Source organism: Tenggerimyces flavus, from assembly GCF_016907715.1.
Taxonomy (GTDB): Bacteria; Actinomycetota; Actinomycetes; order Propionibacteriales; family Actinopolymorphaceae; genus Tenggerimyces; species Tenggerimyces flavus.
In genome coordinates this window covers 2,843,790-2,866,509 of the sequence record NZ_JAFBCM010000001.1, presented here as the reverse complement: position 1 = coordinate 2,866,509, position 22,720 = coordinate 2,843,790, and the positions used below count along the sequence as shown (strand labels likewise).

General features: G+C 69.7%; 20 protein-coding genes and 1 pseudogene. 15 read left to right on the top strand and 6 right to left on the bottom strand.

Features of this window, described 5'->3' with window-relative positions; translation table 11 throughout:
• Nucleotides 1–226: 226 nt before the first annotated feature.
• From JOD67_RS13415 to JOD67_RS13380, 8 genes are all read left to right on the top strand, one after another.
• On the top strand, nt 227–1,690 hold the full coding sequence (locus JOD67_RS13415) for an amidohydrolase (RefSeq protein WP_205117773.1): 1,464 nt from the start codon (nt 227–229) through the stop codon (nt 1,688–1,690).
• A 137-nt stretch (nt 1,691–1,827) separates the two neighbouring features.
• Nucleotides 1,828–2,778, top strand: a complete 951-nt coding sequence (locus JOD67_RS13410) for a helix-turn-helix domain-containing protein (protein WP_205117772.1) — start codon at nt 1,828–1,830, stop codon at nt 2,776–2,778.
• A gap of 407 nt (nt 2,779–3,185) precedes the next feature.
• On the top strand, nt 3,186–5,135 hold the full coding sequence (locus tag JOD67_RS41890; protein WP_205117771.1) for a S9 family peptidase: 1,950 nt from the start codon (nt 3,186–3,188) through the stop codon (nt 5,133–5,135).
• A gap of 127 nt (nt 5,136–5,262) precedes the next feature.
• Nucleotides 5,263–5,784 (top strand): hypothetical protein, encoded by a 522-nt coding sequence (locus JOD67_RS13400; protein WP_205117770.1) that lies wholly within the window; start codon nt 5,263–5,265, stop codon nt 5,782–5,784.
• Nucleotides 5,781–6,908 carry an amidohydrolase family protein gene (locus JOD67_RS13395; protein WP_205117769.1) on the top strand — a complete coding sequence of 376 codons (1,128 nt, stop codon included), beginning with the start codon at nt 5,781–5,783 and terminating at the stop codon, nt 6,906–6,908. Before JOD67_RS13400 ends, JOD67_RS13395 begins: the two co-directional genes overlap by 4 nt.
• 35 nt (nt 6,909–6,943) lie before the next feature.
• The gene (locus JOD67_RS13390) at nt 6,944–8,203 is read left to right on the top strand and encodes a magnesium transporter MgtE N-terminal domain-containing protein (RefSeq protein WP_205117768.1); all 1,260 of its coding nucleotides are present in this window, start codon (nt 6,944–6,946) and stop codon (nt 8,201–8,203) included.
• Between the two features lie 28 nt (nt 8,204–8,231).
• Entirely contained in the window at nt 8,232–8,825 is a 594-nt protein-coding gene (locus JOD67_RS13385; RefSeq protein ID WP_372442364.1) for a DUF1003 domain-containing protein, read from the top strand.
• A 49-nt stretch (nt 8,826–8,874) separates the two neighbouring features.
• The gene (locus JOD67_RS13380; protein WP_205117766.1) at nt 8,875–10,785 is read left to right on the top strand and encodes a zinc metalloprotease; all 1,911 of its coding nucleotides are present in this window, start codon (nt 8,875–8,877) and stop codon (nt 10,783–10,785) included.
• A 308-nt stretch (nt 10,786–11,093) separates the two neighbouring features.
• On the opposite strand, the gene JOD67_RS13375 is transcribed toward JOD67_RS13380, so the two are convergent.
• Nucleotides 11,094–11,894: an LLM class flavin-dependent oxidoreductase gene (locus JOD67_RS13375; protein WP_205117765.1), complete on the bottom strand. Its 801-nt coding sequence runs from the start codon at nt 11,892–11,894 to the stop codon at nt 11,094–11,096.
• Nucleotides 11,895–11,946: 52 nt separating this feature from the next.
• Between JOD67_RS13375 and JOD67_RS13370 the strand changes: the two genes are divergently transcribed.
• Both JOD67_RS13370 and JOD67_RS13365 read left to right on the top strand, forming a co-directional pair.
• On the top strand, nt 11,947–12,438 hold the full coding sequence (locus JOD67_RS13370; protein ID WP_205117764.1) for a pyridoxamine 5'-phosphate oxidase family protein: 492 nt from the start codon (nt 11,947–11,949) through the stop codon (nt 12,436–12,438).
• 14 nt (nt 12,439–12,452) lie between these two features.
• A complete protein-coding gene (locus tag JOD67_RS13365; RefSeq protein WP_372442363.1) occupies nt 12,453–13,616 on the top strand; it encodes an Mrp/NBP35 family ATP-binding protein in 1,164 nt (387 codons plus the stop codon).
• A 635-nt stretch (nt 13,617–14,251) separates the two neighbouring features.
• Here the strand turns inward: JOD67_RS13365 and JOD67_RS13360 are convergent.
• Nucleotides 14,252–14,692, bottom strand: a complete 441-nt coding sequence (locus JOD67_RS13360; protein WP_205117762.1) for a MarR family winged helix-turn-helix transcriptional regulator — start codon at nt 14,690–14,692, stop codon at nt 14,252–14,254.
• Between the two features lie 83 nt (nt 14,693–14,775).
• Between JOD67_RS13360 and JOD67_RS13355 the strand changes: the two genes are divergently transcribed.
• Together JOD67_RS13355 and JOD67_RS13350 are read left to right on the top strand one after the other, a co-directional pair.
• Nucleotides 14,776–15,924, top strand: coding sequence for an MFS transporter (locus JOD67_RS13355; protein ID WP_307782383.1), 1,149 nt, complete (start codon nt 14,776–14,778; stop codon nt 15,922–15,924).
• Nucleotides 15,925–15,966: 42 nt separating this feature from the next.
• A complete protein-coding gene (locus JOD67_RS13350; RefSeq protein ID WP_205117761.1) occupies nt 15,967–16,455 on the top strand; it encodes a sec-independent translocase in 489 nt (162 codons plus the stop codon).
• A 13-nt stretch (nt 16,456–16,468) separates the two neighbouring features.
• Here JOD67_RS13350 and JOD67_RS13345 read toward each other — a convergent pair whose 3' ends face one another.
• The 4 genes from JOD67_RS13345 to sigE all read right to left on the bottom strand — a co-directional run bounded on the left by JOD67_RS13345 (nt 16,469) and on the right by sigE (nt 20,330).
• Nucleotides 16,469–17,722, bottom strand: coding sequence for a S1C family serine protease (locus JOD67_RS13345; protein ID WP_239553828.1), 1,254 nt, complete (start codon nt 17,720–17,722; stop codon nt 16,469–16,471).
• Between the two features lie 250 nt (nt 17,723–17,972).
• Nucleotides 17,973–19,088, bottom strand: a complete 1,116-nt coding sequence (locus JOD67_RS13340; RefSeq protein ID WP_205117760.1) for a sigma-E factor regulatory protein RseB domain-containing protein — start codon at nt 19,086–19,088, stop codon at nt 17,973–17,975.
• 7 nt (nt 19,089–19,095) lie between these two features.
• Nucleotides 19,096–19,689 carry an anti-sigma factor gene (locus tag JOD67_RS13335; RefSeq protein WP_205117759.1) on the bottom strand — a complete coding sequence of 198 codons (594 nt, stop codon included), beginning with the start codon at nt 19,687–19,689 and terminating at the stop codon, nt 19,096–19,098.
• Complete coding sequence (gene sigE / locus JOD67_RS13330; RefSeq protein ID WP_372442330.1) at nt 19,686–20,330, bottom strand: RNA polymerase sigma factor SigE; 645 nt, start codon at nt 20,328–20,330, stop codon at nt 19,686–19,688. The genes JOD67_RS13335 and sigE overlap by 4 nt, the downstream gene beginning before the upstream one ends.
• A 391-nt stretch (nt 20,331–20,721) precedes the next feature.
• On the opposite strand from sigE, the gene JOD67_RS13325 reads away from it, so the two are divergent.
• From JOD67_RS13325 to JOD67_RS13315, 3 genes and pseudogenes are all read left to right on the top strand, one after another.
• The gene (locus JOD67_RS13325; protein WP_239553827.1) at nt 20,722–21,375 is read left to right on the top strand and encodes an O-methyltransferase; all 654 of its coding nucleotides are present in this window, start codon (nt 20,722–20,724) and stop codon (nt 21,373–21,375) included.
• Nucleotides 21,376–21,383: 8 nt separating this feature from the next.
• Nucleotides 21,384–21,695 carry a nucleoside triphosphate pyrophosphohydrolase family protein gene (locus tag JOD67_RS13320; RefSeq protein ID WP_205117757.1) on the top strand — a complete coding sequence of 104 codons (312 nt, stop codon included), beginning with the start codon at nt 21,384–21,386 and terminating at the stop codon, nt 21,693–21,695.
• 36 nt (nt 21,696–21,731) lie between these two features.
• Nucleotides 21,732–22,667: pseudogene (locus JOD67_RS13315) on the top strand (glycosyltransferase 87 family protein); the annotation flags it as partial.
• Nucleotides 22,668–22,720 lie beyond the last annotated feature (53 nt).

The window sequence follows — 22,720 nt, the reverse complement described above, 5'->3', positions numbered from 1 at the left end:
CTGATAACGCGGCCTCGCGGCCAACCCCGGCGTGTCCCACACGCGCCCCCTGGCATCTTGCCTGCCGTTCCGGCGGATGGACATGGGCCGCGTCACCAAGCGGACGGCGACTCTCACATCACGGACGGTGAAAAGACCCAGTCCGTCCCGGTAACCACCTGAACGCTCCACGTGGTCGCCTCTCCGTGTGTCTTCCACCGAAACAGCTCGATCGGGAGAATGCAGCGTGCTCGTCCTTCGTCAAGCGCGGCTCGGCAGCCGCGGCCAGACCGCCGATCTCACCATCGACCATGGACTGGTCACCGCGATCACCCCCGCCAAATCCACCGACGTACCGCGCGACGCTACGACGGTAGACCTGGAAGGGCGGACCGTACTACCCGCGATGTGGGATGCGCACGCCCATCTCGTGCAGTGGGCAACGAGCCGACGGCGGATCGATCTCACGAAAGCGCGTTCAGCTGCGGATGCGGTCGCCCTCGTACTCGCCGCCGTCGATGGGCGGGCCGGCGGCGAGATCATCAGCGGATTCGGTTTTCGGGACGGAATCTGGCCCGACCAGCCGCACCAGGACCTGCTCCAGGCCGCGCTCCCGGACCGCCCGATCGCCCTGCTCAGCAACGACCTGCATACCGTCTGGTTGAGCCCGGCCGCGCTCGAGGTCGTCGGTGCGAACGAGCATGAAACCGGCATCCTTCGCGAACAGGACTGCCTCCGCGCCGTCGCCGCCCTCCCCCAGGCACCGGTCGAGACACTCGACCAGTGGGTCGCCGAGGCCGCCACCGCGGCCGCGGCCCGCGGCGTCGCCGGGATCATCGACTTCGAGTTCGCCGACAACCTCACCGACTGGCCGCGCCGCCTCGCCCAGCACCGGATCGACGTACGGATCCAGGCCACCGTCTACCCCGCCTGGCTCGAGCACGCCATCGCCGCAGGTCACCGTACGGGCGACCGCCTGCACGACCTGCTCGAGGTCGGCCCGCTGAAGCTGTTCGTCGACGGCTCGCTCAACACCCGAACGGCGTACTGCGCACGCCCCTACCCCGGCCTCGAAGGCGACGCGGCGAACGGTCTGCTCGAACTCCCGCCCGACGAACTGGTCACGAGCATGAGGCGCGCCGTCGAGAACGGGCTGCAGCCCGCGGTCCACGCGATCGGCGATCTCGCCAACCGGATCGCTCTCGACGCGTTCGAGCAGGTCGGCTGCACGGGCCGGATCGAGCACGCGCAGCTGGTCGATGTGTCCGACGTACACCGGTTCGCCCGACCCGGACTCGCCGTGGGTGTCCAGCCCGCGCACGCGCCGGACGACCGCGACGTCGCCGACAAGTACTGGGCGGGACGGACGGAGCGCGCGTTCCCGTACGCCGACCTGCTCCGCGCCGGTGCGACTCTCGAGCTCGGCTCGGATGCTCCGGTCGCGCCGCTCGACCCGTGGGACGGCATCGCGTCCGCGATCACACGGACGGATGACGACCGGCCGGCCTGGCATCCGGAACAAGCGCTGGAACTTCCGGACGCACTCGCCGCGGCGAGCCGCGGCCGCCGCGAGCTCGAGATCGGACAACCCGCCGATGTCATGATTCTCGACGACGATCCGGCCGACCTTGTTCCGGAAGATCTCCGCAAGATCGAGGTCTTCGGCACGCTGCTGGCCGGCCGCTGGACGCACGGCAACCCCACCGGGTAGGGCCATACGGGCGGTTTGCCCAGGAACCGCCGTCGTCAACTCCAGGTTGACGCCACCCCAATTCCGCGCTTCCGCATTTACTGACTGCTCTCCCTGCTTACGCTGGCCAGCGAAATGTTGATGTAGGGGGACGTTCCTTGCTGGAAAGTGTTGGCCTGACACCCGACGAAGAGCTGATCTACACCACGTTGGTGGATCGACCGCGTGCCAGTGCGGACGATTTGCTCGACCTCGGACTACCACGTGCTCGCGTACGAAAGACCCTCGCCACCTTGGAGAGCAAGGGGTTGGTCTCGCTGCTGCCCGGACTGCCGAGGCGCTACGCCGCGGCCGCGCCGGATGTGGCGCTGGAGGTGTTGATCCGCTCGCGTGAGGAGGAGCTGCAACGCGCCCGAGTCACCGCGGGACATCTTGGCGAACGGCATCGCGGCGCGCGCCCTGCCACCGGGCCCGAGGAGGTCGTCGAGATCGTCACGACCGCCGACGCGACGTCGCAACGCTGGCTCGAGCTGCAGCGCAGCGCGCGGCGCCAGGTCCGCGCATTCGATCGCCCGCCGTACTTGGGGTACGGGCCGAACAACGTCGAACGCGAGCTGCTCGCGCAGGGCATCGAGTACCGGGTGATCTACGACCGGGTCGGGCTCGAGCTGCCGGGGCACCTCGACGCGGCGCTGGAGATGGTCGAGGCCGGCGAACAGGCCCGCGTGACGACCGACGTCCCGGTGAAGATGTTCGTCGCCGACGAGCACGTCGGCCTGATCTCCTTGCAGGGTTCGGAACGTGCCGACAGCGCGATCGTCGTCCACGCGTCGTCGGTGCTGGACACGATGGTCGCGCTGTTCGAGGAGGTGTGGCGTCGTTCGCTCCCGCTGCGCGCCGAACCTTCCGCGGACCCGCATCAGCGCGGCCAGGTGCAGGTCAAGCTGCTTGCCCTGTTGGCAGCCGGCCTCACCGACGAGGCGATCGGCCGGCAGCTCGGCGTGCACACGCGCACAGTGCGCCGCCACGTACGGCAGCTGATGGACGAGCTCGACGCCGGCACGCGTTTCCAGGCGGGCATGCAGGCGGTCCGCCGCGGAATGCTGTAAATGATCGGCCCGCCAAGTGCCAGCAGTCCGGTCCGGTGAAGTGGCGACGACGCGGGGCTGCTGCTACGGAAATGATCGGCCCGCCAAGTGCCAGCAGTCCGGTCCGGTGAAGTGGCGACGACGCGGGTCTGCTGCTACGGAAATGATCGGCCCGCCAGGTGCCAGCAGTCCGGTGCCGGGGGGGACGACGCGGGGCTGGCGCTTTGCGGGCCGATCCGTGTACGGAGACGACGAGCCCTGACCGCTGTCCCCTCCGCAACGTCGCCGACGTTAGGGCGGTCCATCCGCCCGGACAACCTCACCGGACGCCCGCTTCCGGGCATTGTCCGGAAGCGGGCGGGCAAAGATCTCCCAAGCCCTCCGGGTATGCCCCATTCGCGCCTCCGAGAAGCCATAAGGTCGAGCCCGTGAGTGCACAGAACACAGCGCCGTACGGCGAGTGGATCTCCCCCATCGAGGCGGCCAGCCTCACCCGTGGCGGCCGGGCGTTCGGCTTCCCGACGTTCGCCGGCGACGAGCTCTGGTGGACCGAAGCGCGCCCCGACGAGTCCGGCCGCAGCGTCGTCGTCAGGCGGCGCGCGGACGGCGAACGCGTCGACCTGATCCCCCAGCCGTGGAACGCGCGGAGCCGCGTGCACGAGTACGGCGGGGTCTCGTACGTCCCGCTGCCGGACGGCGCGCTGGCGTTCGTCGAGTTCACCGACCAGCGCCTCTACCGCGTGGACCCGGGCGAGGATCCCGTCCCGCTCACCCCGGAGTCGGGCGCCAAGCTGCGCTTCGCCGAGCTCCAGCTCAGCCCCGACCAGGCCGAGATCCTCTGCATCCACGAACGCCACAGCGCCGGCGACCTCGAGCGCGCCATCGTCGCCGTTCCCCTCGACGGAAGCGCGGCGAACGACGCGAGCGCCATCCGCGAGCTCGTCAGCGGCTCGCGCTTCCTCTCCAACCCGCGCGTCTCCCCCGACGGCACCAAGCTGTCCTGGCTGGCCTGGGACCACCCGAACATGCCCTGGGACGGCACCGAGCTGCGCATCGGCGCGATCGAGAACGGGCGCGTCGACAGCTGGGACGTCGTCCTCGGCGGCCCGGCCGAGGCGGTCTATCAGCCGGAATGGGCGTCGAACGACGAGCTCTACGTCGTGACCGATCGGTCCGGGTTCTGGAACCTCTACCGGCTCGAGCCTGGCAACGACCCCGAGCCGTTGCATCCGGTCGAGGAGGAGTTCGCCCAGCCGCTGTGGCTGCTCGGGATGCGGACGTACGGCGTGCTCCCCGACGGCCGCATCGCCGCCGTCCACGGGCTCGGCGTCCAGCGCATCGGCATCCTCGACCCCGCCACCGGTGCGCTCGACGACCTCGACCTGCCGTTCTCGGGGTTCGAGGTCATGGTGGACATCTCGGGCAGCCGGTTCGCCGCGCTCGCCTACCGGCCGGACCGGCCCACGTCGCTGATCGTCGTCGACCTCGCGACCGGCGCGCACGAGGTCGTGCGAGAGGCGTACGAGGCCGACGTCGTGCCGGACGCCACGTACCTCCCGGTGGCCGAGTCGACGACGCTCCGGCCCGCCGGCGGCCGCGAGGTGCACGTCCACATCTACCCGCCCCGCAACCCCGACTTCCAGGCGCCGGACGGCGAACTGCCGCCGTACGCGGTGTTCGTGCACGGCGGTCCGACCGCGATGCAGCACGCGAAGTACGACCTCAGCATCGCCTACCTGACCAGCCGGGGCATCGGCGTGCTCGACGTCAACTACGGCGGCTCGTCCGGGTACGGGCGCGCCTATCGCGAACGGCTGAACAAGCAGTGGGGCGTCGTCGACGTCGAGGACAGCGTCGCCGCGGCCCAGGCGCTGGTCGAACGTGGGGACGCCGACCCCGCGCGCCTCACGATCCGCGGCGGCTCGGCCGGCGGCTGGACCGCCCTGTGCGCCGCGGTGGCGACCGAAACTTTCGCCGCGGCGAACTCCCTGTTCGGCCCGGCGGACCTGCGCTCGTTCGCCGCGACCACGCACGACTTCGAGGCGCGGTACCTGGACGGGCTGATCGGCTCGCAGCCCGAGGACGCCGCGATCTACGACGAACGGTCGCCGATCACCCACGTGGCCAAGACGTCCTGCCCGGTGCTGATCCTGCAGGGCGAGGAGGACCGGGTCGTACCGAAGGAGCAGTCGCAGCTGTTCGCCGATGCCCTGCGGGACTTGGGGATCCGGCACGCGCTGATCATGTTTCCGGGAGAGCAGCACGGCTTCCGGAAGACCGAGTCGATCATCGCCGCGACCGAGGCGGAGCTGTCGTTCTACGGCCAGGTGCTCGGCTTCACCCCGCCAGGGGTGCGGCCGATCGACATCACTCCCTAGCGCATGCCACTCGCCCGGGCCCTCACAAACTGTGGGGTTCTGGTAGCGACACGCTGGCGTGTCGCTACCAGAACCCCACAGTTTGTGAGGGGGCTAGGGGCGAGAGGCATGCCCTAGCCTCGTCTCTATGGACGCGCAGCTGCTGGCCGCGCTCGTCGACGAGGCGGGGCGCAAGTCGGACCTGCTGTGGCTTCGCTACGCAGGTCTGGACCGGGCGCGCGCGGTGTGGCACGCCTGGCAGGACGGCGTCGCGTACGTGGTCGCGGGCGGTGGCGAGCAGCCCGTTCCCGGCCTCGCCGAGGCTGCCGAGGTCACCGTGACCGCGCGGGCCAAGGACAGCCAGGCCCGCCTGGTCACCTGGCGGGCGCGCGCGGAACAGCTCACCCCCGGCTCACCCGAGTGGGACACCGCGCTCGCGGCGTTGCGGAGCGAACGGTTGAACGCCACCGACGCGGCGAACCTGCCGGACCGCTGGGCGAGCGAGTCGACGATCACCCGCCTCGTTCCGACCGGCGAGGTCCTCGAGCACCCCGGCAAGATGCCGACCGACGACGAGGCCGCGCCGCCACCGGACAGCCCGGCGACGACACGCGGCAAGTTGCCGTGGGTCTTCCACCGCCGCCCGACGCGCGGGCCGAAGCTGTCGTGAGCGAGCTGGCGGAGGCCGTTCAAGCCCTGGACCTCGTCGATCACCACGTGCACGGCGCGATCTCGACCGAGGCGGACGACTTCGAGCAGCTGATCAGCGAGTCCGACCGGCCCCTGCCCGATGGGCTGAGCGCGTTCGACTCTCAACTGGGCTTCGCGATTCGCCGGTGGTGCGCTCCCGTCCTCGGGCTCGAGCCGCACGTGTCACCCGAGGACTACCTCGCGGCACGCCGGGAGCTCGGTACGGACGATGTCAACCGGCGCTTGCTGCACGCCTCCGGCATCGCGCACTACCTGCTGGAGACCGGCTACGCGGCCGACCGAATCCTCGACCTCGACGGCATGAGCCTCGCGTCGGGTGCGACGACCGACGAGGTCGTCCGCCTGGAGTCGGTGGCCCAGCAGGTCGCCGGGTCGGGCTGTACGGCGGCCGAGTTCGCGCCGCGCTTCGCCGAGGCGTTGGACGAACGGCTCGCCTCCGCAGTGGGAACGAAGACCGTCGTGGCGTACCGGTTGGGCCTCGACTTCGAGCCGCAGCAGCCTTCCCTGCGCGAGGTCGAGACCGCGGCGGGTGAGTGGCTGGCGAGCGGGTCGACCGATCGCGTCAGCGATCCTGTGCTGCTCCGGCACCTCATCTGGGCCGGCGTCGAACGGAGGCTGCCGCTGCAGTTCCATGTCGGGTTCGGCGACCCGGACCTGCGGCTGCATCGGGCCAACCCGCTGCTGCTGACGGAGTTCATCGAGCTGGCCGAGCCGTACGGCACGCCGCTGATGCTGTTGCACTGCTACCCGTTCCACCGCGAAGCGGGCTACCTGGCGCACGCGTACCGAGACGTCTACTTCGACGTCGGCCTCGCGGTGAACTACACCGGCGCGCGGGCCGCGGCGATCGTCGCGGAGTCGTTGGAGACGGCACCGTTCGGCAAGCTGCTGTTCTCCTCCGACGCGTGGGGCCCGGCCGAGCTGCACTACCTCGGCGCGCACCTGTGGCGGCGCGCGATCACCCACGTGCTGGGCGAGTTCGTCGACGCCGGCGAGTGGGCCGAGGCGGACGCCATCCGGGTCGCGACGATGATCGGCCGCGACAACGCGCGCCGCGTCTACGGACTTTCCCCCGTCGCATAGGGTTTGCCCGTAGAACGAGGCGCGAGGGAGGTCCTGTGACAAGCAGCACGCCGACCAGGGTCTTCGCCGCACGACTCGCGTCGACCGCGGTCTTCGACCCGCATGGCGATCCCGTGGGCAAGGTCCGCGACATCGTCGCGATGCTGCGTACGGACCGACGCCCGCCGCGCATCCTCGGCCTCGTCGTCGAGGTCCTCGGCCGGCGGCGCGTGTTCCTGCCGATGACCAGGGTCACAAGGGTCGACGCCGGCCAGGTCGTCACGACCGGCCTGGTGAACATGCGCAAGTTCGAGCAGCGGCCGACCGAGACGCTCGTGCTCGGTGAGATGTTCGACCGCCGGGTCACGCTGGAGGAGACCGGCGAGCAGGTCACGGTGTTCGACGTCGGGCTGGAGCAGAGCCGCAACCGGGACTGGGAGATCACGAAGATCGCGATCGTCAAGGGGGCAAAGCGATTCGGTCGCCGTGGCCAGACCGCGGTCGTCGACTGGGACGCGGTGACCGGGTTCTCGCTGGTGGAGGAGGCTCAGGGCGCGCGGCACCTGTTGGCACGGCTGGAGACGATGAAGGCGGCCGACCTGGCGAGCGTTCTGCACGACTTCACCCCGAAGCGGCGGGCGGAAGTGGCGTCGGCGTTGGGCGACGAGCGGCTGGCGGACGTGCTGGAGGAGCTGCCCGAGGAGGACCAGGTCCAGATCATCGAGGAGCTGGACCTCGAGCGCGCGGCCGACGTTCTGGAGGAGATGTCGCCGGACGACGCGGCGGACCTGATCGCCGAGCTGCCGCCGGACCGGGCCGAGCAGCTGCTGCTGTTGATGGCGCCGGAGGAGGCGGACGACGTACGCCGGCTGCTCGCGTACGAGGAACGTACGGCCGGCGGCCTGATGACCACCGAGCCCGTGATCCTCCCCCCAGACGCGACGATCGCGGACGCGTTGGCACGGCTGCGCAACGAGGAGTTGACACCGGCCCTCGCGACGATGGTGTTCGTCTGCCGGCCGCCGATGGAGACGCCGACTGGACGACTGATCGGCGTCGCGCACTTCCAACAGCTGTTGCGAGAACCCCCGTCTGATCTGGTGTCGAGCGTCATCGACACCGACCTCGAGCCGCTATGGCCGGAGGCGTCGCTGGACGAGGTGGCAAGCTACCTCGCGACGTACAACCTGATGGCGGCTCCCGTCGTCGACGAGTCCAGCCGGCTGCTCGGTGCGGTGACGGTGGATGACGTTCTGGACCATCTGCTGCCGGAGAACTGGCGCGAGCGGTACGCGGAGGTGACCCGTGGCACGTGACGACCGGCCAACCGCCGACCCCACCGATGTGCGACCCACGAAGGCTCGCCGCGACCGAGATCGCTTCCTGGTCTCGCGAACCGACGCCCAGCGGCTGGACGTACCGCTGTATCCGCGGCGTTCGCTGATCCAGTTCGAGTACGACCCGGAGTTCTTCGGGCGGTTCTCGGAGAACTTCGCCCGCTTCCTCGGGACGGCACGGTTCATCGCGTACATGACGTGCTTCGTCGTCGTGTGGATCCTGTGGAACGTGTTCGCGCCCGGCAACCTGCGGTTCGACCCGTTCCCGTTCATCTTTCTGACCCTGATGTTGTCGCTGCAGGCCTCGTACGCGGCGCCGCTGATCCTGCTCGCGCAGAACAGGCAGGAGGCCAGGGACCGGATCCAGTACGACCACGACCGGGACGTGGCGGACCGGACGCGTGCGGACATGGAGTTCCTGGCGCGTGAGGTGGCGTCGCTGCGGATGTCGGTCGGGGAGGTGGCGACCCGCGACTTCCTGCGCTCGGAGCTGCGTTCGCTGCTGAACGAGTTGGACGAACGGGACACCGAGCGTGACTCCGGGCGCCCCGACAATCTGCGGGCTGGGGCTCACAAGACAGGCGCGCCCGTTCGGGACTAGGGTCTGAAGCTCGTCGGCGGTCGCGGTGGCCGCCTCGAGGGGAGCAGCTGTGAAACGACTGCTGGTGGGCATGCTTGCCGTCTTCGTGGCCGGATCGTTCCTGGCCGCGCCCAGTGCCTCGGCGACCAGTGCCGCCGCCAAGGCTCCGGCACCGGCTCCGCAGGGCGCCAAGAGCCAGTTCAAAGGGCTCGACCCGGGCAAGACGCAGACACTGCGGCAGCAGATCCCGGTCAACGTGGTCTTCGTCGGGTTCGACAAGATCTCGGCCAGCAAGCTGAAGGCGGAGCTGCCGAAGTCGTACGAACCCGTCGTCCGTGCGCCCCAGTTCTACGGGCTCGCCGGGCGCGACATGGGTCTGCGCTTCGACTTCAAGTACAACGTGATCGACACCAATCGGCGTTTCGAGGACAAGTTCTTCGGATTCCTTGCCAAGAAGGGCAAGACGAACCCGCTGACGGTCTACCAGCAGCAGTACAACGACCAGCTGAACAACGTGCTCGACGTGACGCCGCAGGTGAAGAACATCGACGCGGTGTCGGTGGAGAGCTGGCTGGCGAGCAACGGGCGTTCGTCGTTGGGCATCAGCCCGCGCAGCTACACCGTCTACTACCTGAACTGGTTCGGGCGGAAGGACTTCAAGTACCACGTGTACACGAAGACCGACGAGCCCGACCCGGACACCGGCTACAACTTCGGCGAGCAGCGCGCGTCCCGCAAGCTGATCGCGTGGGGCGGCACGAACAGCCGGTCCTGGTTCTTCGACCCGTCGGCCGGCCCGGAGGCGTGGAGCGGCAGCTGGAACGTCGACGACGCCGACCTCGACGGCGACGACGTGGCGGACTACCGGATCCCGCCGATCTGGGAGTACGGCGCGTACCGCCCGAAGAGCGCGCTCTACAGCGACCTGGGCAAGCTGACCCGCTACGCGGCGATCAACCTGCTCTTCACGACGTCGCCGCTGTACGACCCGTTGAACACGACACCTGGGCCTGGCGGCAAGAAGGTCGTGCACCTCGAGGTCCTGCAGGACAATCCCGACTCCGACGGGCTCGCGTACATCCGCGGCAAGTTCGTCAAGTCGAAGCTGGCCGCGTTCCAGCCGTACTACGACTGGTCCGTCAAGACTGAGTTGACGGATCCAATCGACGCAGGCGCCAAGCGGGCCTTGAACATCTGGGCTGGCGTGGTCGAGGAGGACGACTGCTGGAACGCGTACCAGGACCCAGGTGCGGAGCTGTTCTGCTACTTCGCGGAGAACAAGGCGCAGTACCAGCCCTCGTACCGGCCGAAGGACTACGTGGGCTCGATCTGGGCGTTCGACACGACCGACTCGGTGGTGGCGGGGCTGCTCGGGTACGCGGACGACAACTACACCGACGGAACGCAGACCGAGACGTTCGCGTTCGACACGCCGGAGACGCGCGAGGCGGGGTACGGGTTCACGACGACCGCGGTGCACGAGTTCGGCCACCACATCGGGATGTCGCACCCGCACGACGGCTACGACTCGGAGTCCGCGGTGGACTACGGGGGCTCGGGCGAGTTCTACTTCGCGCAGTCGGGCGACGAGTCGAACACGATGATGAGCTACATCGACCTGAACTGGGACTTCGGCCAGTTCGACCGGGACAACATGTACCGGTGGGAGACCGCGGGATACCTGAACGAGGCGAACTCGCTCGCGGGGTTGGTGCTGAAGCACCCGCAGGCTTGGAAGGTGCGGGGCTTGCTGGCGGCGGCTGACGTCTATGCGGTGCTGGCCAAGGCCGAGTTCCGGAACTGGCGGTACCTGGGCGGCGTGAACCACGCGCTGAAGTCGTACCGGACGGTGCAGAAGGCCGCGGCTCTGCTGGGCGTCTCCGAGCCTCCGGAAGTGGCGGCCAAGCGGGCGCCGGGCGGACGGCCGGACAACCACCCGGCCCAGCCGGAGCCGATCCACGGGCCTCGCGGGCAGCGGTAGCCCTTATGGCGTGACGGCGGCCCCTTCGTCCCTTCGGGGACGTCGGGGCCGCTGCCTTGTCTCGGCTTGCGCCTGCGACGAAGGTGGCTGGAGCGACGCAGCGGCGTCTCGGCATCGCTGATGCGCAGGCCGCCCTCCGGGTGCTCTCCTGGATGGCTCTCCGGTGGCTCCCCAGGTGGCGGCAAATGATCATGTTTACATGATCATTTGCCGCTCTACGTGGGATACACCCCGAGTGAAGCACCCACTCGCCAGGTAAAGCGGCCTCGGTGCCCGTCCGCCAGCACCCCCGACGTATGCGACAGGTCCTAGCCGGGTGGGCCTTGCTGGATGACGGATCGGTACGCCTCGGGGCTCTCGGGGGCGAGGGCGATCCACCAGGTCGCGCCGGCGTCCTCGTACTCCGCGACGGCCGGGGTGTCGGACCAGCCGTTCGCGGCGACCTCGAAGGGGGCGTCGCCTCTCAGCTCCTTGGCGAAGGCCGCGGCGGCGGCGATGTCCTCGACGCTGATCGGCTGGTCGGTCGCCTGGTTGTCGGTCATCAGGTAGACGCCGTCCCAGCGGACGGCCCGGCGCATCGGCTTGCGGTGCGGCCAGCCGGTCGCTACCCAGACCGGCACCCGCGGCGACTGCAGCGGCGGTGGAGCGATCTGGGCGTCGGTCAGCCGGAAATGCGTTCCTTCGAAGGAGAACGGACGCCCCGTCCAGAGACCTGCCACGACCTCGAGCGCCTCGTCCAGCTGCTGGGCACGTACCCGCAGGTCCCAGGCGTCGCCGAACGGGACGAAGTCGTGCTCGGCGTGGCCCACCGCGGCACCGAAGATCAGGCGACCGCCGGACAGGTGGTCGATCGTCGCCGCCTGCATGGCCACTTCGCCCGGCCGCCGCCTCGGGAGCGGGGTCAGGAACACGCCGAGCTTGACGCGCTCGGTCCTGAGAGTGACCGCGGTCAGCCCGATCCACGGGTCGATCGCCCGCTTCGGGCCGCCGAGGCCGTCCTGCAGGAAGAAGCCGTCCCAGCCGGCCGCCTCGGCGTCGTACGCCAGGTCCGCGAGCAGGCGCGGGTCGGCGTACGACCCGTCTATCGGTACGTCGAGTCCGAATCGCATGTCCCCTGGCCTATCAGTCCCCACCGACAACCTGCCTCGGTACGATCCGGCGATGGTCGAATGGCATGACTTCGTCGAAGAAGCTCCCCACATCGCCGAGCTGTTCCAGCGCCGGCATCAGGCGACAGGCAACCTCTGCATGCTCGGCACGCTCCGTTCCGACGGCTATCCACGGATCAGCCCGGTCGAGCCGCGGATCTTCGAGGGGCACCTCACGATCATGGGCATGCCGGGGACGACGAAGTTCGCCGATCTCGAGCGCGACCCGCGTTTCACCCTGCACACGGCGACCGTCGACACCCACGTCAGCGAGGGCGACGCCAAGCTCACCGGCGATGTGGTGAACCTGCAGGACGAGGAGCTGCACCAGCGGTTCACCCAAGCGCTGTTCGAAGAGATCGGGATGGACCTGCGCGGGCAGAGGTTCGATCCGTTCTTCGTCGCCGACCTCAAGGGGGCGTCGACGGTCGAGATGAACGACGGTGTGATGTACATCAGGGTGTGGAAGCCGGGCCAGGGCGAGCGGGCCGTGCGCAAGACCTGAGGCAGCCACGTAGCATCGGGGTTGTGAAGACGCTCCCCACCGAGGATCAGGTACGTACCGCGCTCGGCAAGGTGCTCGACCCGGAGATCAAGCGGCCGATCACCGAGCTCGGCATGGTGCGCTCCGCCGAGGTGCGGCCCGACGGGCATGCCGAGGTGACCGTACTGCTGACGGTCGCCGGCTGCCCCATGCGCGACACGCTGACCCGTGACGTGACCGCGGCAATGGCCGCGTTGCCGGGCGTGACTGACGTGAACGTGACGCTGGACGTGATGTCCGCGGAGCAGCGCCAGCAACTGCAGGGGCAGCTGCGGGGCGGGACGCCGGCGCGGGAGAACCCGTTCTCGCGGCCGGACTCGCTGACCAAGATCTTCGCGATCGCGTCCGGCAAGGGCGGCGTGGGCAAGTCCACGGTGACGGCGAACCTCGCCGTGGCGATGGCCGCGCGCGGGCACAAGGTCGGCGTGATCGACGCGGACGTGTACGGGCACTCGATCCCGGCGATCTTCGGCGTCGCGGACACCCGGCCGACGCGGGTCGAGGACATGATCATGCCGGTGCCGGCGCACGGTGTGAAGGTGATCTCGGTCGGCCAGCTGAAGCAGAAGCGCGACCAGGTCGTGGCGTGGCGCGGGCCGATGCTCGATCGGGCTCTGGTGCAGATGCTCGGAGACGTCTTCTGGGGCGACCTGGACATCCTGCTGCTGGACCTGCCGCCTGGCACGGGGGACATGGCGATCTCGGTCGGGCAGCACCTGACGAACTCCGAGGTGGTCGTGGTGACGACCCCCCAGGAGGCCGCGGCCGAGGTGGCCGAACGGGCAGGAACGATCGCCTCGATGCTGCACCAGCGGGTGACGGGCGTGATCGAGAACATGTCCTGGCTGCCGTGCCCGCACTGCGGACCGTCGCACCAGATCGACGTGTTCGGTACGGGCGGCGGTGCCCGGGTGGCGGAGACGCTGACCCAGCGCTTCGGCTACCCGGTACCGCTGCTGGGCTCGATCCCGTTGGACGTGACGCTGCGCTCGGGTGGCGACGTGGGGATGCCGGTGGTGGTGAGCGACCCCACCTCGGCGTCGTCCGTCGTCCTGACAGAGATGGCCTCCGCCCTCGGCGGCCGCAGCCGCGGCCTCGCCGGCCGCTCCCTCACCCTGACCCCAGCCGCCCGCAGCTAGCTGGCCGACTTGTTGGACAGATCTCGGCATTGAGACCGACATCTGTCCAACAACTCGGCTCTTGCCTGAGTGTCGGCGGGCGACCGGCGGGGTTGGGTGGCTTTGGATTCGGAGCGGATCCGGCCGATATCGGAGCGGATGGTGGCGAGCGACCCCGAGCTCAGCGCCGGCCCGCACTTCCCTTACCCAGCTGGGGTTCTGCACCGTGGCAATACCGGCCAGAACCCCACCCCGGTAAGGGGAGTCGCCGATCTGGGGACACACATCCCGCATCGTGACTTCACCACGAACCGCGCCCACGATCATGCGGTAGACCTGCAGCGAAGGCAGCTCAGCGTCGTCGATCGTCCTGCCGAGGTGGCCTCGACCCCTCGGCGGCCGCGCCCTCACGCTCACGCCAGCCGCCCGCGGCTGGCCGCCCATCCACAGATCCACAGCCAGCCCGCACTTCCCTTACCCAGCTGGGGTTCTGCACCGTGGCAACACCCGCCAGAACCCCACCCCGGTAAGGGGAGTCGCCGATCTGGGGACACCTCGCCGATGGTTGCCTCACGCGGCCAACAACCCCTCTACCTGGCGTCTACCCCACGTAAAGGGGCCAATGATCATGTATACATGATCATTGCCCCCAGGCCCTAGGGCTGCTGATTCGCCTCTTTGGAGGTGGAGGGGGAGGCGGCGCGCTGGAGGAGGGTGCGGAGGGTTTCTTGCTGGGCCTCCGTCAGGTTGTCCACCGGGCTGTGCTCGCTGAGGCGCTTCACCACCGCGGCGCGGCGTCGCTTGCCCGCGGGGGTCAGGACGAGCTGCCGAGCTCGGCGGTCGGTGGGGTGCGGGCGCCGTTCGACCAGCTGTTGTTGCTCGAGCCGGTCCAGGACGAACGTCACGTTCGACGGCTCGCAGGACATCCGCTCCGCCAGCTCCCGTGACGTGATCGGCTCCGACAGCTCCCGCAGCGCGATCACCTGCGTCGCCGTCATCTCCAGGGAGTCCGCCACGCGGCGAGCCTGAACGTCCATGCGGTGCGCGAACCGATGGATCAGCTTGCACAGGTCCCGATCGAGCTCCTCACTCGCCATGGCAAAGAGTCTAGCTTGCACGGTGCAATCCATGATAGTTCTAGTCTGAACTATCCAAACTAGATGCATCGGAGGCCAGCCCCGTGCCCGTGCTGTCGCTCATGCTCGTGGTTTTCAGCCTGACCACCGGCGAGTTCGTGCCCGCGGGCATCCTCCCCGACGTGGCCGACGACCTGAACGTTTCGCTCGGGTCCGCGGGCCTGCTGGTGACCGCGTACGCGCTCGGCATGATCGTCGGCGGACCGGTCGTGACCGTCCTGACTGCGAGGTACGCGCGCAAGCAGCTGATCGCCGGACTGGTCGGCTTCGCGATCCTCGCCAACCTGGCCTCGGCGATCGTCCCGCACTACCTGCTCGTGCTCGCGACCCGCTTCGCCGCCGGGTTGGTGGTGGCGACGTTCTTCGCCGTGGCCATCGCGATCGCCATCGCCACGGCGAAGAAGGGCCGCGAGTCCTCGGCGGTCGCCCGGCTCGCGGCCGGCATGAGCCTCGGCCTCATCCTCGGCGCACCGATCGGCACGTTCGTCGGGCAGCACCTCGGCTGGCGTGCGACGTTCGTGGCCGTCGCCGCGATCGCCGCCATGGGGCTGCTGATGGTGCTGCGCTTCGTTCCAGCGCAGGCGGCCGCCGCGACGTCGTCGGTGGCGAACGAGCTGCGGGTCTTCAAGAGCAAGCAGGTCTGGCTCGCGATCGCGCTCACGGCCCTGGGGAACGTCGGCGTGGTGACCGTTTTCACGTACTTCGCCCCGCTCGCCACCGACGTCGCCGGCTTCGACGCCGAAGCCGTGCCGGTCCTGCTGCTCGTGTACGGGGCGGGGAGCCTGCTCGGCAACTTCGTCGGCGGCTGGCTCTCCGACCGCGCGCTCGTCCCGTCGCTGGTCGGGATGCTCGCCGTTCTGGCCGGCGCGCTGGTGCTCCTCAAGGCACTGGGCGACACCCAAGCCGCGTTCGCCGTCCTCGCGTTCGTCCTCGGCGCGTTGGCGTTCGCGATCGTGCCCGGCCTGCAGACGCTGGTCGTCTCGTCGGCCAGCGCGGCCCCGACGCTGGCCGTGGCGGTGAACGCGTCCGGCTACCAGGTCGCGGCGGCGTTCGCCGGTTGGCTGGGTGGGCAGCTGATCGCGGGCGACACCGGGATGCGCAACCTGCCGCTGGTCAGCGCCGGGTTGACCGTTCTCGGACTACTTGTCGCGCTCACAATGCTGCGGCAGTCGCGGACCGGCGCCCAGGTCTAGGTGCGCCAGGCACAGGTGTGCTATCCGAGTTACCCTTAGCGCGTGTTCGACATCGGGATCCCTGAGTTTTTGGTGCTGGCAGTCGCCGCGCTGTTCATCTTCGGTCCCGACCGCCTGCCCGACATCGCCCGCCAGGCGGCGCGGGGCATCCGGACCGTACGCGCGATGGCCCAGAACGCCCGACGCGAGCTGACCAAGGAGCTCGGCCCGGAGTTCGAGGACTTCGACATCAACGACCTCAACCCGCGGACGTTCGTCAAGAAGCGGCTGCTGAACGACCTCGACGAGGACGACCTGCGCTTCGACAAGGACCTGGACATCCGCGACGCGTTCCGCGACGACGACACCGCGTCGACGAACGGGAAGAACGGCCACACCGACGAGCTCGACTCTGCGGTCGTGACCGACGACACCGCCGCCGATCTCACCGCGGACGCTGCCAGCGAGACCGAGGCCGCGGCCGCCAGCACGACCCGCACCAAGACCCGCCCGCTCAACGGCCGCGTCCCCTTCGACCCCGAAGCGACCTGACCCAAGCAGGGCCTCAGCCGCGCTGCTCGCCCAACGTCACGGTCACCCGGTCTTCCTTGCCGGAACGCTTGTACGTCAGGGAAACCCGCTGCCCCGGCACATGGCTCCGGATCTGCACGATCAGATCGTCCGCCCCGGTCACCTTGTGCCCGTCGATCACCGTCACGATGTCCCCGGTCCGCAGCCCAGCTTCAGCCGCCGCCGACCCCGGCGTCACCTCGACCACCCGCGCGCCAGGCCCGTCGAAGCGCACGTCCACCGTCGCGCCCATCACCGGATAGACCGCGTACCCGTTCTTGATGATCTGGTCGGCCGTCCGCCGCGCCTGGTTGATCGGGATCGCGAAGCCGAGCCCGATGTTGCCCTGCGCCTGCTCCTCCTCGGCCCCGGGGTCCTGCCCCAGCGTGGCGATCGCGGAGTTCACCCCGATCACCTCCGCGCGCAGGTTGACCAGCGGCCCGCCGGAGTTGCCCGGGTTGATCGCCGCGTCGGTCTGCAGCGCGTTGATGAACGAGTTCTCGCCCTCACCGCCCGCCGTCACCGGCCGGTTCCGCGCGCTCACGATCCCGCTGGTCACCGTCCCCGCCAGCCCGAGCGGCGAGCCGATCGCCACCACCGGCTCCCCGACGATCACGCCGTCGGAGTCGCCCAGCGCGACCGGATGCAGGTTGTCGACCCCGGTCACGCGGATCACCGCGAGGTCGTACGACGGACTCCGCCCGACGATCTTCGCCGGCGCTTCCTCGCCGTTGTCGAAGCCGACCGTGATCGAGCCGTCGGTCGCGGCCATCGCGATCACGTGGTTGTTGGTGACGATGTGGCCGTCGTCTCGGATCACGAAGCCCGAGCCGGTCGCCTTCCCGGCCTTCGACGACACCTTGATCTGGACGACGCTCTGCAGCATCGCCTCGGCGACGGTCGCGACGTTCTCCGGCTTCGGGAACGCCTTCTCCTTGTCGCCCAGGTTGTCGTTGATCGGCGGCGCCGGCTCGCCGGCGACCGGGTCGGCGAAGCGCAGCGTGCCGTACGTTCCCGCCACCGCCCCGATCGCGCCGGCGACGAGCGCGATCACGATCGCGACGACCACCAAGGTCCCACGACGCGGACCGGTCGAGACAGGGGCAGCCGGCCGGTCGAACGACGTCATGCCGAACGGCGCCGTCGACGGAGCCGGCATCGACGGCGAGGGCCGCGCCCACGCGGGCGGGGGCTCGAAGTCCGGCCGGCCGACGGGATAGCCAGGAGGCCGCCAGCTGGGCGGCGGCATCGACGGCGAAGGTGGCGGCAGGGGCTGCCCGCCAGGCGGAGCGAAGGGCGAGCCGTAGAGCTGGCCACCGTAAGGGCTGGGCGAAGGAGCCGGCGGCGGGCCGGGTAAGGCCGTCGTCGGCTCGTCATCAGGGCGTTGGTGACGCCCCTCCTGTGGCTCGGACATCCGGGCCCTCTCCCTCGTGCACCCCGTACGGGTAATCCACGTTACCCATGTTCCCCCGCGGACGACCGCTCCGAACGGATCCGGTTCAGTCGAACGGGTTCAACCAGGAGACCATCCGCGTCATGCCCCGGTCCAGTCGCTGTCCGAGTCCGTTGTCGGACGCTCCGGAGTCGGTCCCGTGGTGCGGGAACGTCGCCAGCAGCGCGTCGAGTCCCCGCGGGGTGTCGCTGACCGCCGTGTACACCGTCTCGCCGCTCGCCCAGACCGCGTACGACGACAGCCCATAGCGAACGTAGTGACGAGCGTTACCTGTTCCGACCTCGCTGAAACCCTCCAGCGACGAGGCGTCGAGCCGGCCCCGCTGCTCGAAGACCGAGGCGGTGGTGAGGCCGTCGGAGTACGCCAGGTGCAGCGACGTGCCGTCGGTGGAACGGCGTACGTCGGTCAGCCGCAGCGCGCCCGCGACCTCCGGCGCGCAGCACGTCCAGCCGGCCTCGGTCAGCGAGGTGTACGCGGCGGGCGAGACCTTCAGCCCCTCCGCCTGCTCGAGCATCGGCGGCAGGTGCGAGACGAACACGTCGGGGTCGATGGACAGGTCGATGAAACCGCTGGCACGTTCGAGCGAGCCGTCCGACGCGTAGAGCTCGCGGCGCAGCAGCAGGCCGGTCTCGTCGTCGATCCAGAACCGGGCCGCGATCGCGCCGGAGCCGGAGTGCGCCTCGACGATCGTGGCCGGGCGGCCGGCGGACTTGGCGGCGCCGGCGACCGTGACCGCGTAGCGGTCGGCCAGCGTCGACGTCTCGCCGTCGGCGGTGGCGAGCCGGCCCACGTCCGTACCGGACCGGGCAGCGACGAAGCGCGCCTGGTCGGCCGCGCCGGTGGAGTCGCCGCCGCGGACGCGCACGACCGTGCCCTGGCCCGGGAGGTTGGTAAGGTCGACGAGCTCGGAGCTGCTGGCCGAGCCGCGCCAGACCGAGACGAACTGGGTGCCGAGGTAGGCGACGGTACGTTCGGCGGCCGTCGCCTGCGCCAGCAGTTCCAGCGCGTCCGGCTCATCGGCGCCATCGGGCGCCGGCGGCTGGTCCGTACGCGGCCCCGCGGTGGCGGTCGAGGAGAGCCCGCTGCTCAGCATCAGCCCCGCGACGACGACGAGCGCCAACAGTCGCAGGGCGGAAGAGGTACGAAGGTGCGAGGAGGACACGAGGCCGTCACCGTCCGACGACGCCGGTCAGGACTCCTCGGTCGAAGGACGCGGTGATCGCGCCGGCGTCGCCCAGAGGCTGGTTGGCCACAGTGCCGGCATGCTCGACGGAGAACTGCTCGACGGGCGGGACGACCGAGACCTGGGACGGCTGGTTCGTCTCGCCGCCGGCGGCGAACGCGACGACGAACGCCATCCCGGCCAGGGAGACGACACCGGCCACTCCGACGCGGAGTGGCCGGCCGAGACGGCTCGCGCGGCCCGGCCCGGTGCTTGCGGCGAGGTTGCCCGGACGGCCGGTGAACGGACCCGTACGCGGGCGGGTGAGGCCACGCAGCCGGCGCCGAGGCGCGACCGGCGGCGGTGGCTGAGGCGGCTGTGAATCGTCTTGGGGGTCGCCGAGCTTCAGCAGCCCGGCGACGAAGGACTCGGAGGGAACGGGATCCGGCAGTGAGCTGACCGCGGCCTTGACCTGGCGGTTGGCCTCCACGGCCTCGCGGCACTCGTCGCAGTGCGCGAGGTGGGCCAACAGCTGGTCCCGCGACTCGTGGTCGAGCTCGCCGTCGGCGAGGGACGAGAGCCAGGGTGTGTCATGGCTCACGACGTACTGCCTCCTCCGGTGCCGACTCGCTCGGTCTCCTGCTCGATGGCGTCCGACTCGGCGCCGGCCCGCTCGGGCATCCGGTGCGCCAGCGCGGCGCGCAGGTGCGCGCGGCCACGGTGGATCCGGCTCCGGACGGTTCCCAGCTTCACGCCGAGCGTAGCGGCGATCTCCTCATACGACAGTCCTTCGATGTCGCAGAGGACGACAGCCGCGCGGAACTCCGGGACCAGCCCGTCGAGCGCCGCCTGGATGTCGGCGTCGAGATGCCGGTCGTCGTACGACTGGTCCGGGCTCGGCTCGGAGCCGGCCAGGCGTTCGGACGCGTCCTCGGGCAGGGCGTCGAAGCGGATGCGCTGCTTGCGGCGTGCCTGGTCGAGGAACAGGTTGGTCGTGATGCGGTGCAGCCAGCCCTGGAATGTGCCGGGCGTGTAGGTGTTCAGCGAACGGAAGACGCGAACGAAGACCTCCTGCGTGAGGTCCTCGGCATCGTGCTTGTTACCGGTCAACCGGTATGCCAGCCGGTAGACGCGGGTTGAGTGCGTACGGACGATCTCTTCCCACGACGGCGGCGTCCAGACCTCTTCTTCGGTCAGTTCGACTGGCGACGCGGTGGCCGTGTCTCTCGGTTGATCGATCACCGGAGCGGCTCCCCCTCTCCACGTGAGAGTCGCGGTCATGCTTGCCATGCCCACAACTGCTCACCACCTGCCGCCGGTGTAGGGAGTACCGTCGGCACCCGCCGGTGCGGCGGATGCTCACATCATCCCCAACGGTCGGCCCAACTGGATCGGTTCCGGGCCCGGATTTAGGCTCTTCTTAGACTCAGGGTTTTCCCTGAGGGGTCGTCCGTCTGAGGTCTGATCCAGGGTTGCTCCCACCACTCCTGGCCTGCGCCGCTAGCCATCTTTGGTCGCGGCTCGACTCGCTCAGTTTCGCTACGGCTAGCCAATTCAGGCCGCGACACGCCGCCTTCGCTGCTTCGACGAGTCGACCGCGACTAGGCTTCCGTCACGGAACGTAGGCGACGACTTGAGGGAGGCAGCCATCAGCACGCCGCTGAACGCCGCGAGCCTGGCGTACGCCGAGAGTTATGTCGCCGAGGACGAGGTCCTCACGGCCGCCCGCGCACGGGGTGCGGAGGTCGGTGCGCCGCCCATCGGCCCAGGTGGCGGCGCCACACTGCGCTTCCTCGCCACGTTGCTCCAGGCCAAGTCGGTCGTCGAGGTCGGCACGGGCTGCGGCGTTTCCGGCGTCTGGCTGATCCGCGGGATGGTGCCGTCCGGCACGCTCACCTCGGTCGACGTCGAGGCCGAGCACCAGCGGCTCGCGCGGGAGACGTTCGCCGACGCCGGGATCCCGCCGCAGCGCACCCGGCTGATCACCGGCCGCGCGCTGGACGTGCTGCCGCGGCTCACCGACGGCGGGTACGACCTGGTGTTCTGCGACGGGGACAAGAAGGAGTACCCGGAGTACTTCGCCGAGGCGCTCCGCCTGCTGCGCCCGGGCGGCGTGGTGGCGATCGACAACACGCTCTGGCACGACCGCGTCGCCGATCCCGCGCAGCGGGACCCGTCGACGGTGACGATCCGCGAGCTGAACAAGACCCTGCTCGAGGACGAGCGCGTGATCCCGCTGCTGCTCCCGGTCGGCGACGGCCTGCTCTGCGCAGTCAAGAAAATCTAGCCACTCACGTGGAGCTGGACGATCTCTCCCGCCGGGTGGAGGCGGTGAGTTCGGCGTACGCCGAGTCGCACGGGTTCGAACGGACCGAGACCTGGTACCTGCTCAAGCTGCAGGAAGAGGTCGGCGAGCTGACCCAGGCGTACCTCAAGCGCACCGGCCAGGCGCGCGCGAACGGGCGGTCGCCGGAGGAGCTGGAGGCGGCGTTCCGCGCGGAGCTCGCCGACGTCCTCGCCCACACGCTGCTGCTCGCCCGCGCCTGCGGCGTCGACATGCCGGCCGAGCTCGAGGCGAAGTGGCTCTGGCGGGTCGACCCCGCCTGACCTGACAGCTCCCTTGCGCAACTTTCGGTAGTCCGCATGCGTCAGTACCTAGGACGGCGTAGTACCGCGCCGTCCTTAGGAGCGACGACCATCGGCGGGGGTCCCGTGCTCAGCTCGCGGAAGAAGTGGTGGGTGGCGGCCGGCGTCTGCGCGGTGGTCGCCATCGCGTTGCCGTTCCTCTGGAGGCACTTCGGCTTCGACCTCAAGGTCTATCGAATCGGCGGCTCGGCGATGCTGACCGATCCGTCGACCCTCTACACCGCTCGCCTGCCGAAGAGCCCGCTGCCGTTCACGTATCCACCGTTCGCCGGGCTGGTCTTCGTCCCGTCGGCGTTGCTGCCCTGGCCGCTGGCGTACGTGACCTCAATCGCCGCGTCGGTGGTCGCGCTGTGGACGCTGTGGCGCGTCGGCCTTGCCAAGCTCGTCGCCGGCCGCCTGCATCCGGCGATCCTCGTCGCCGTCGTCGCGGGATCCCTGCTGATCGAGCCGGTCCGGGAGACCGTTTCGTACGGGCAGATCAACCTGATCCTCTGCGCGGTCATCGTCTACGACCTCGTGCGGGCGAACCATCCCGCGCGCGGAATCTGGGTCGGGATCGCCGCGGGGATCAAGCTCACGCCGCTCGTCTTCTTCGCCCTGCTGCTGGTCACCCGCCAGTGGCGAGCGTTGGCCCACGCCATCGCGGCGTTCGCCGGCACCGTGGTGATCGGCTTCGTCGTCGCGCCGCGGACCGCCTGGCAGTACTGGACCGAACTGCTCCCCGACACCGGTCGGATCGGCGCGCTCGCGTACGCCAGCAACCAGTCGTGGAACGGCCTGCTCATCCGCCTCAGCGGGGACACGGCTGGTGGTGGGCGGCTGTGGCTGGTCCTGGTCGTCGTGACTGTCGTCGGCGCCTTGTGGCTCGCGCGCGCACTCTGGTCGCGCGGCGACCGGCTCGCCAGCGTGTCCGTCTGCGGCACGATGGCGTTGCTCTGCTCGCCGGTCTCCTGGAGCCACCACTGGGTGTGGGCGGTCCCGCTCGG

Excerpts from the sequence above, each read along its gene's own strand:
- JOD67_RS13400 (WP_205117770.1), top strand. The coding sequence starts at position 5,263 with ATGGACGCGCAGCTGCTGGCCGCGCTCGTCGACGAGGCGGGGCGCAAG.
- JOD67_RS13375 (WP_205117765.1), bottom strand. The coding sequence starts at position 11,894 with ATGCGATTCGGACTCGACGTACCGATAGACGGGTCGTACGCCGACCCG.
- JOD67_RS13370 (WP_205117764.1), top strand. The coding sequence starts at position 11,947 with ATGGTCGAATGGCATGACTTCGTCGAAGAAGCTCCCCACATCGCCGAG.
- JOD67_RS13360 (WP_205117762.1), bottom strand. The coding sequence starts at position 14,692 with ATGGCGAGTGAGGAGCTCGATCGGGACCTGTGCAAGCTGATCCATCGG.
- JOD67_RS13345 (WP_239553828.1), bottom strand. The coding sequence starts at position 17,722 with ATGCCGCCGCCCAGCTGGCGGCCTCCTGGCTATCCCGTCGGCCGGCCG.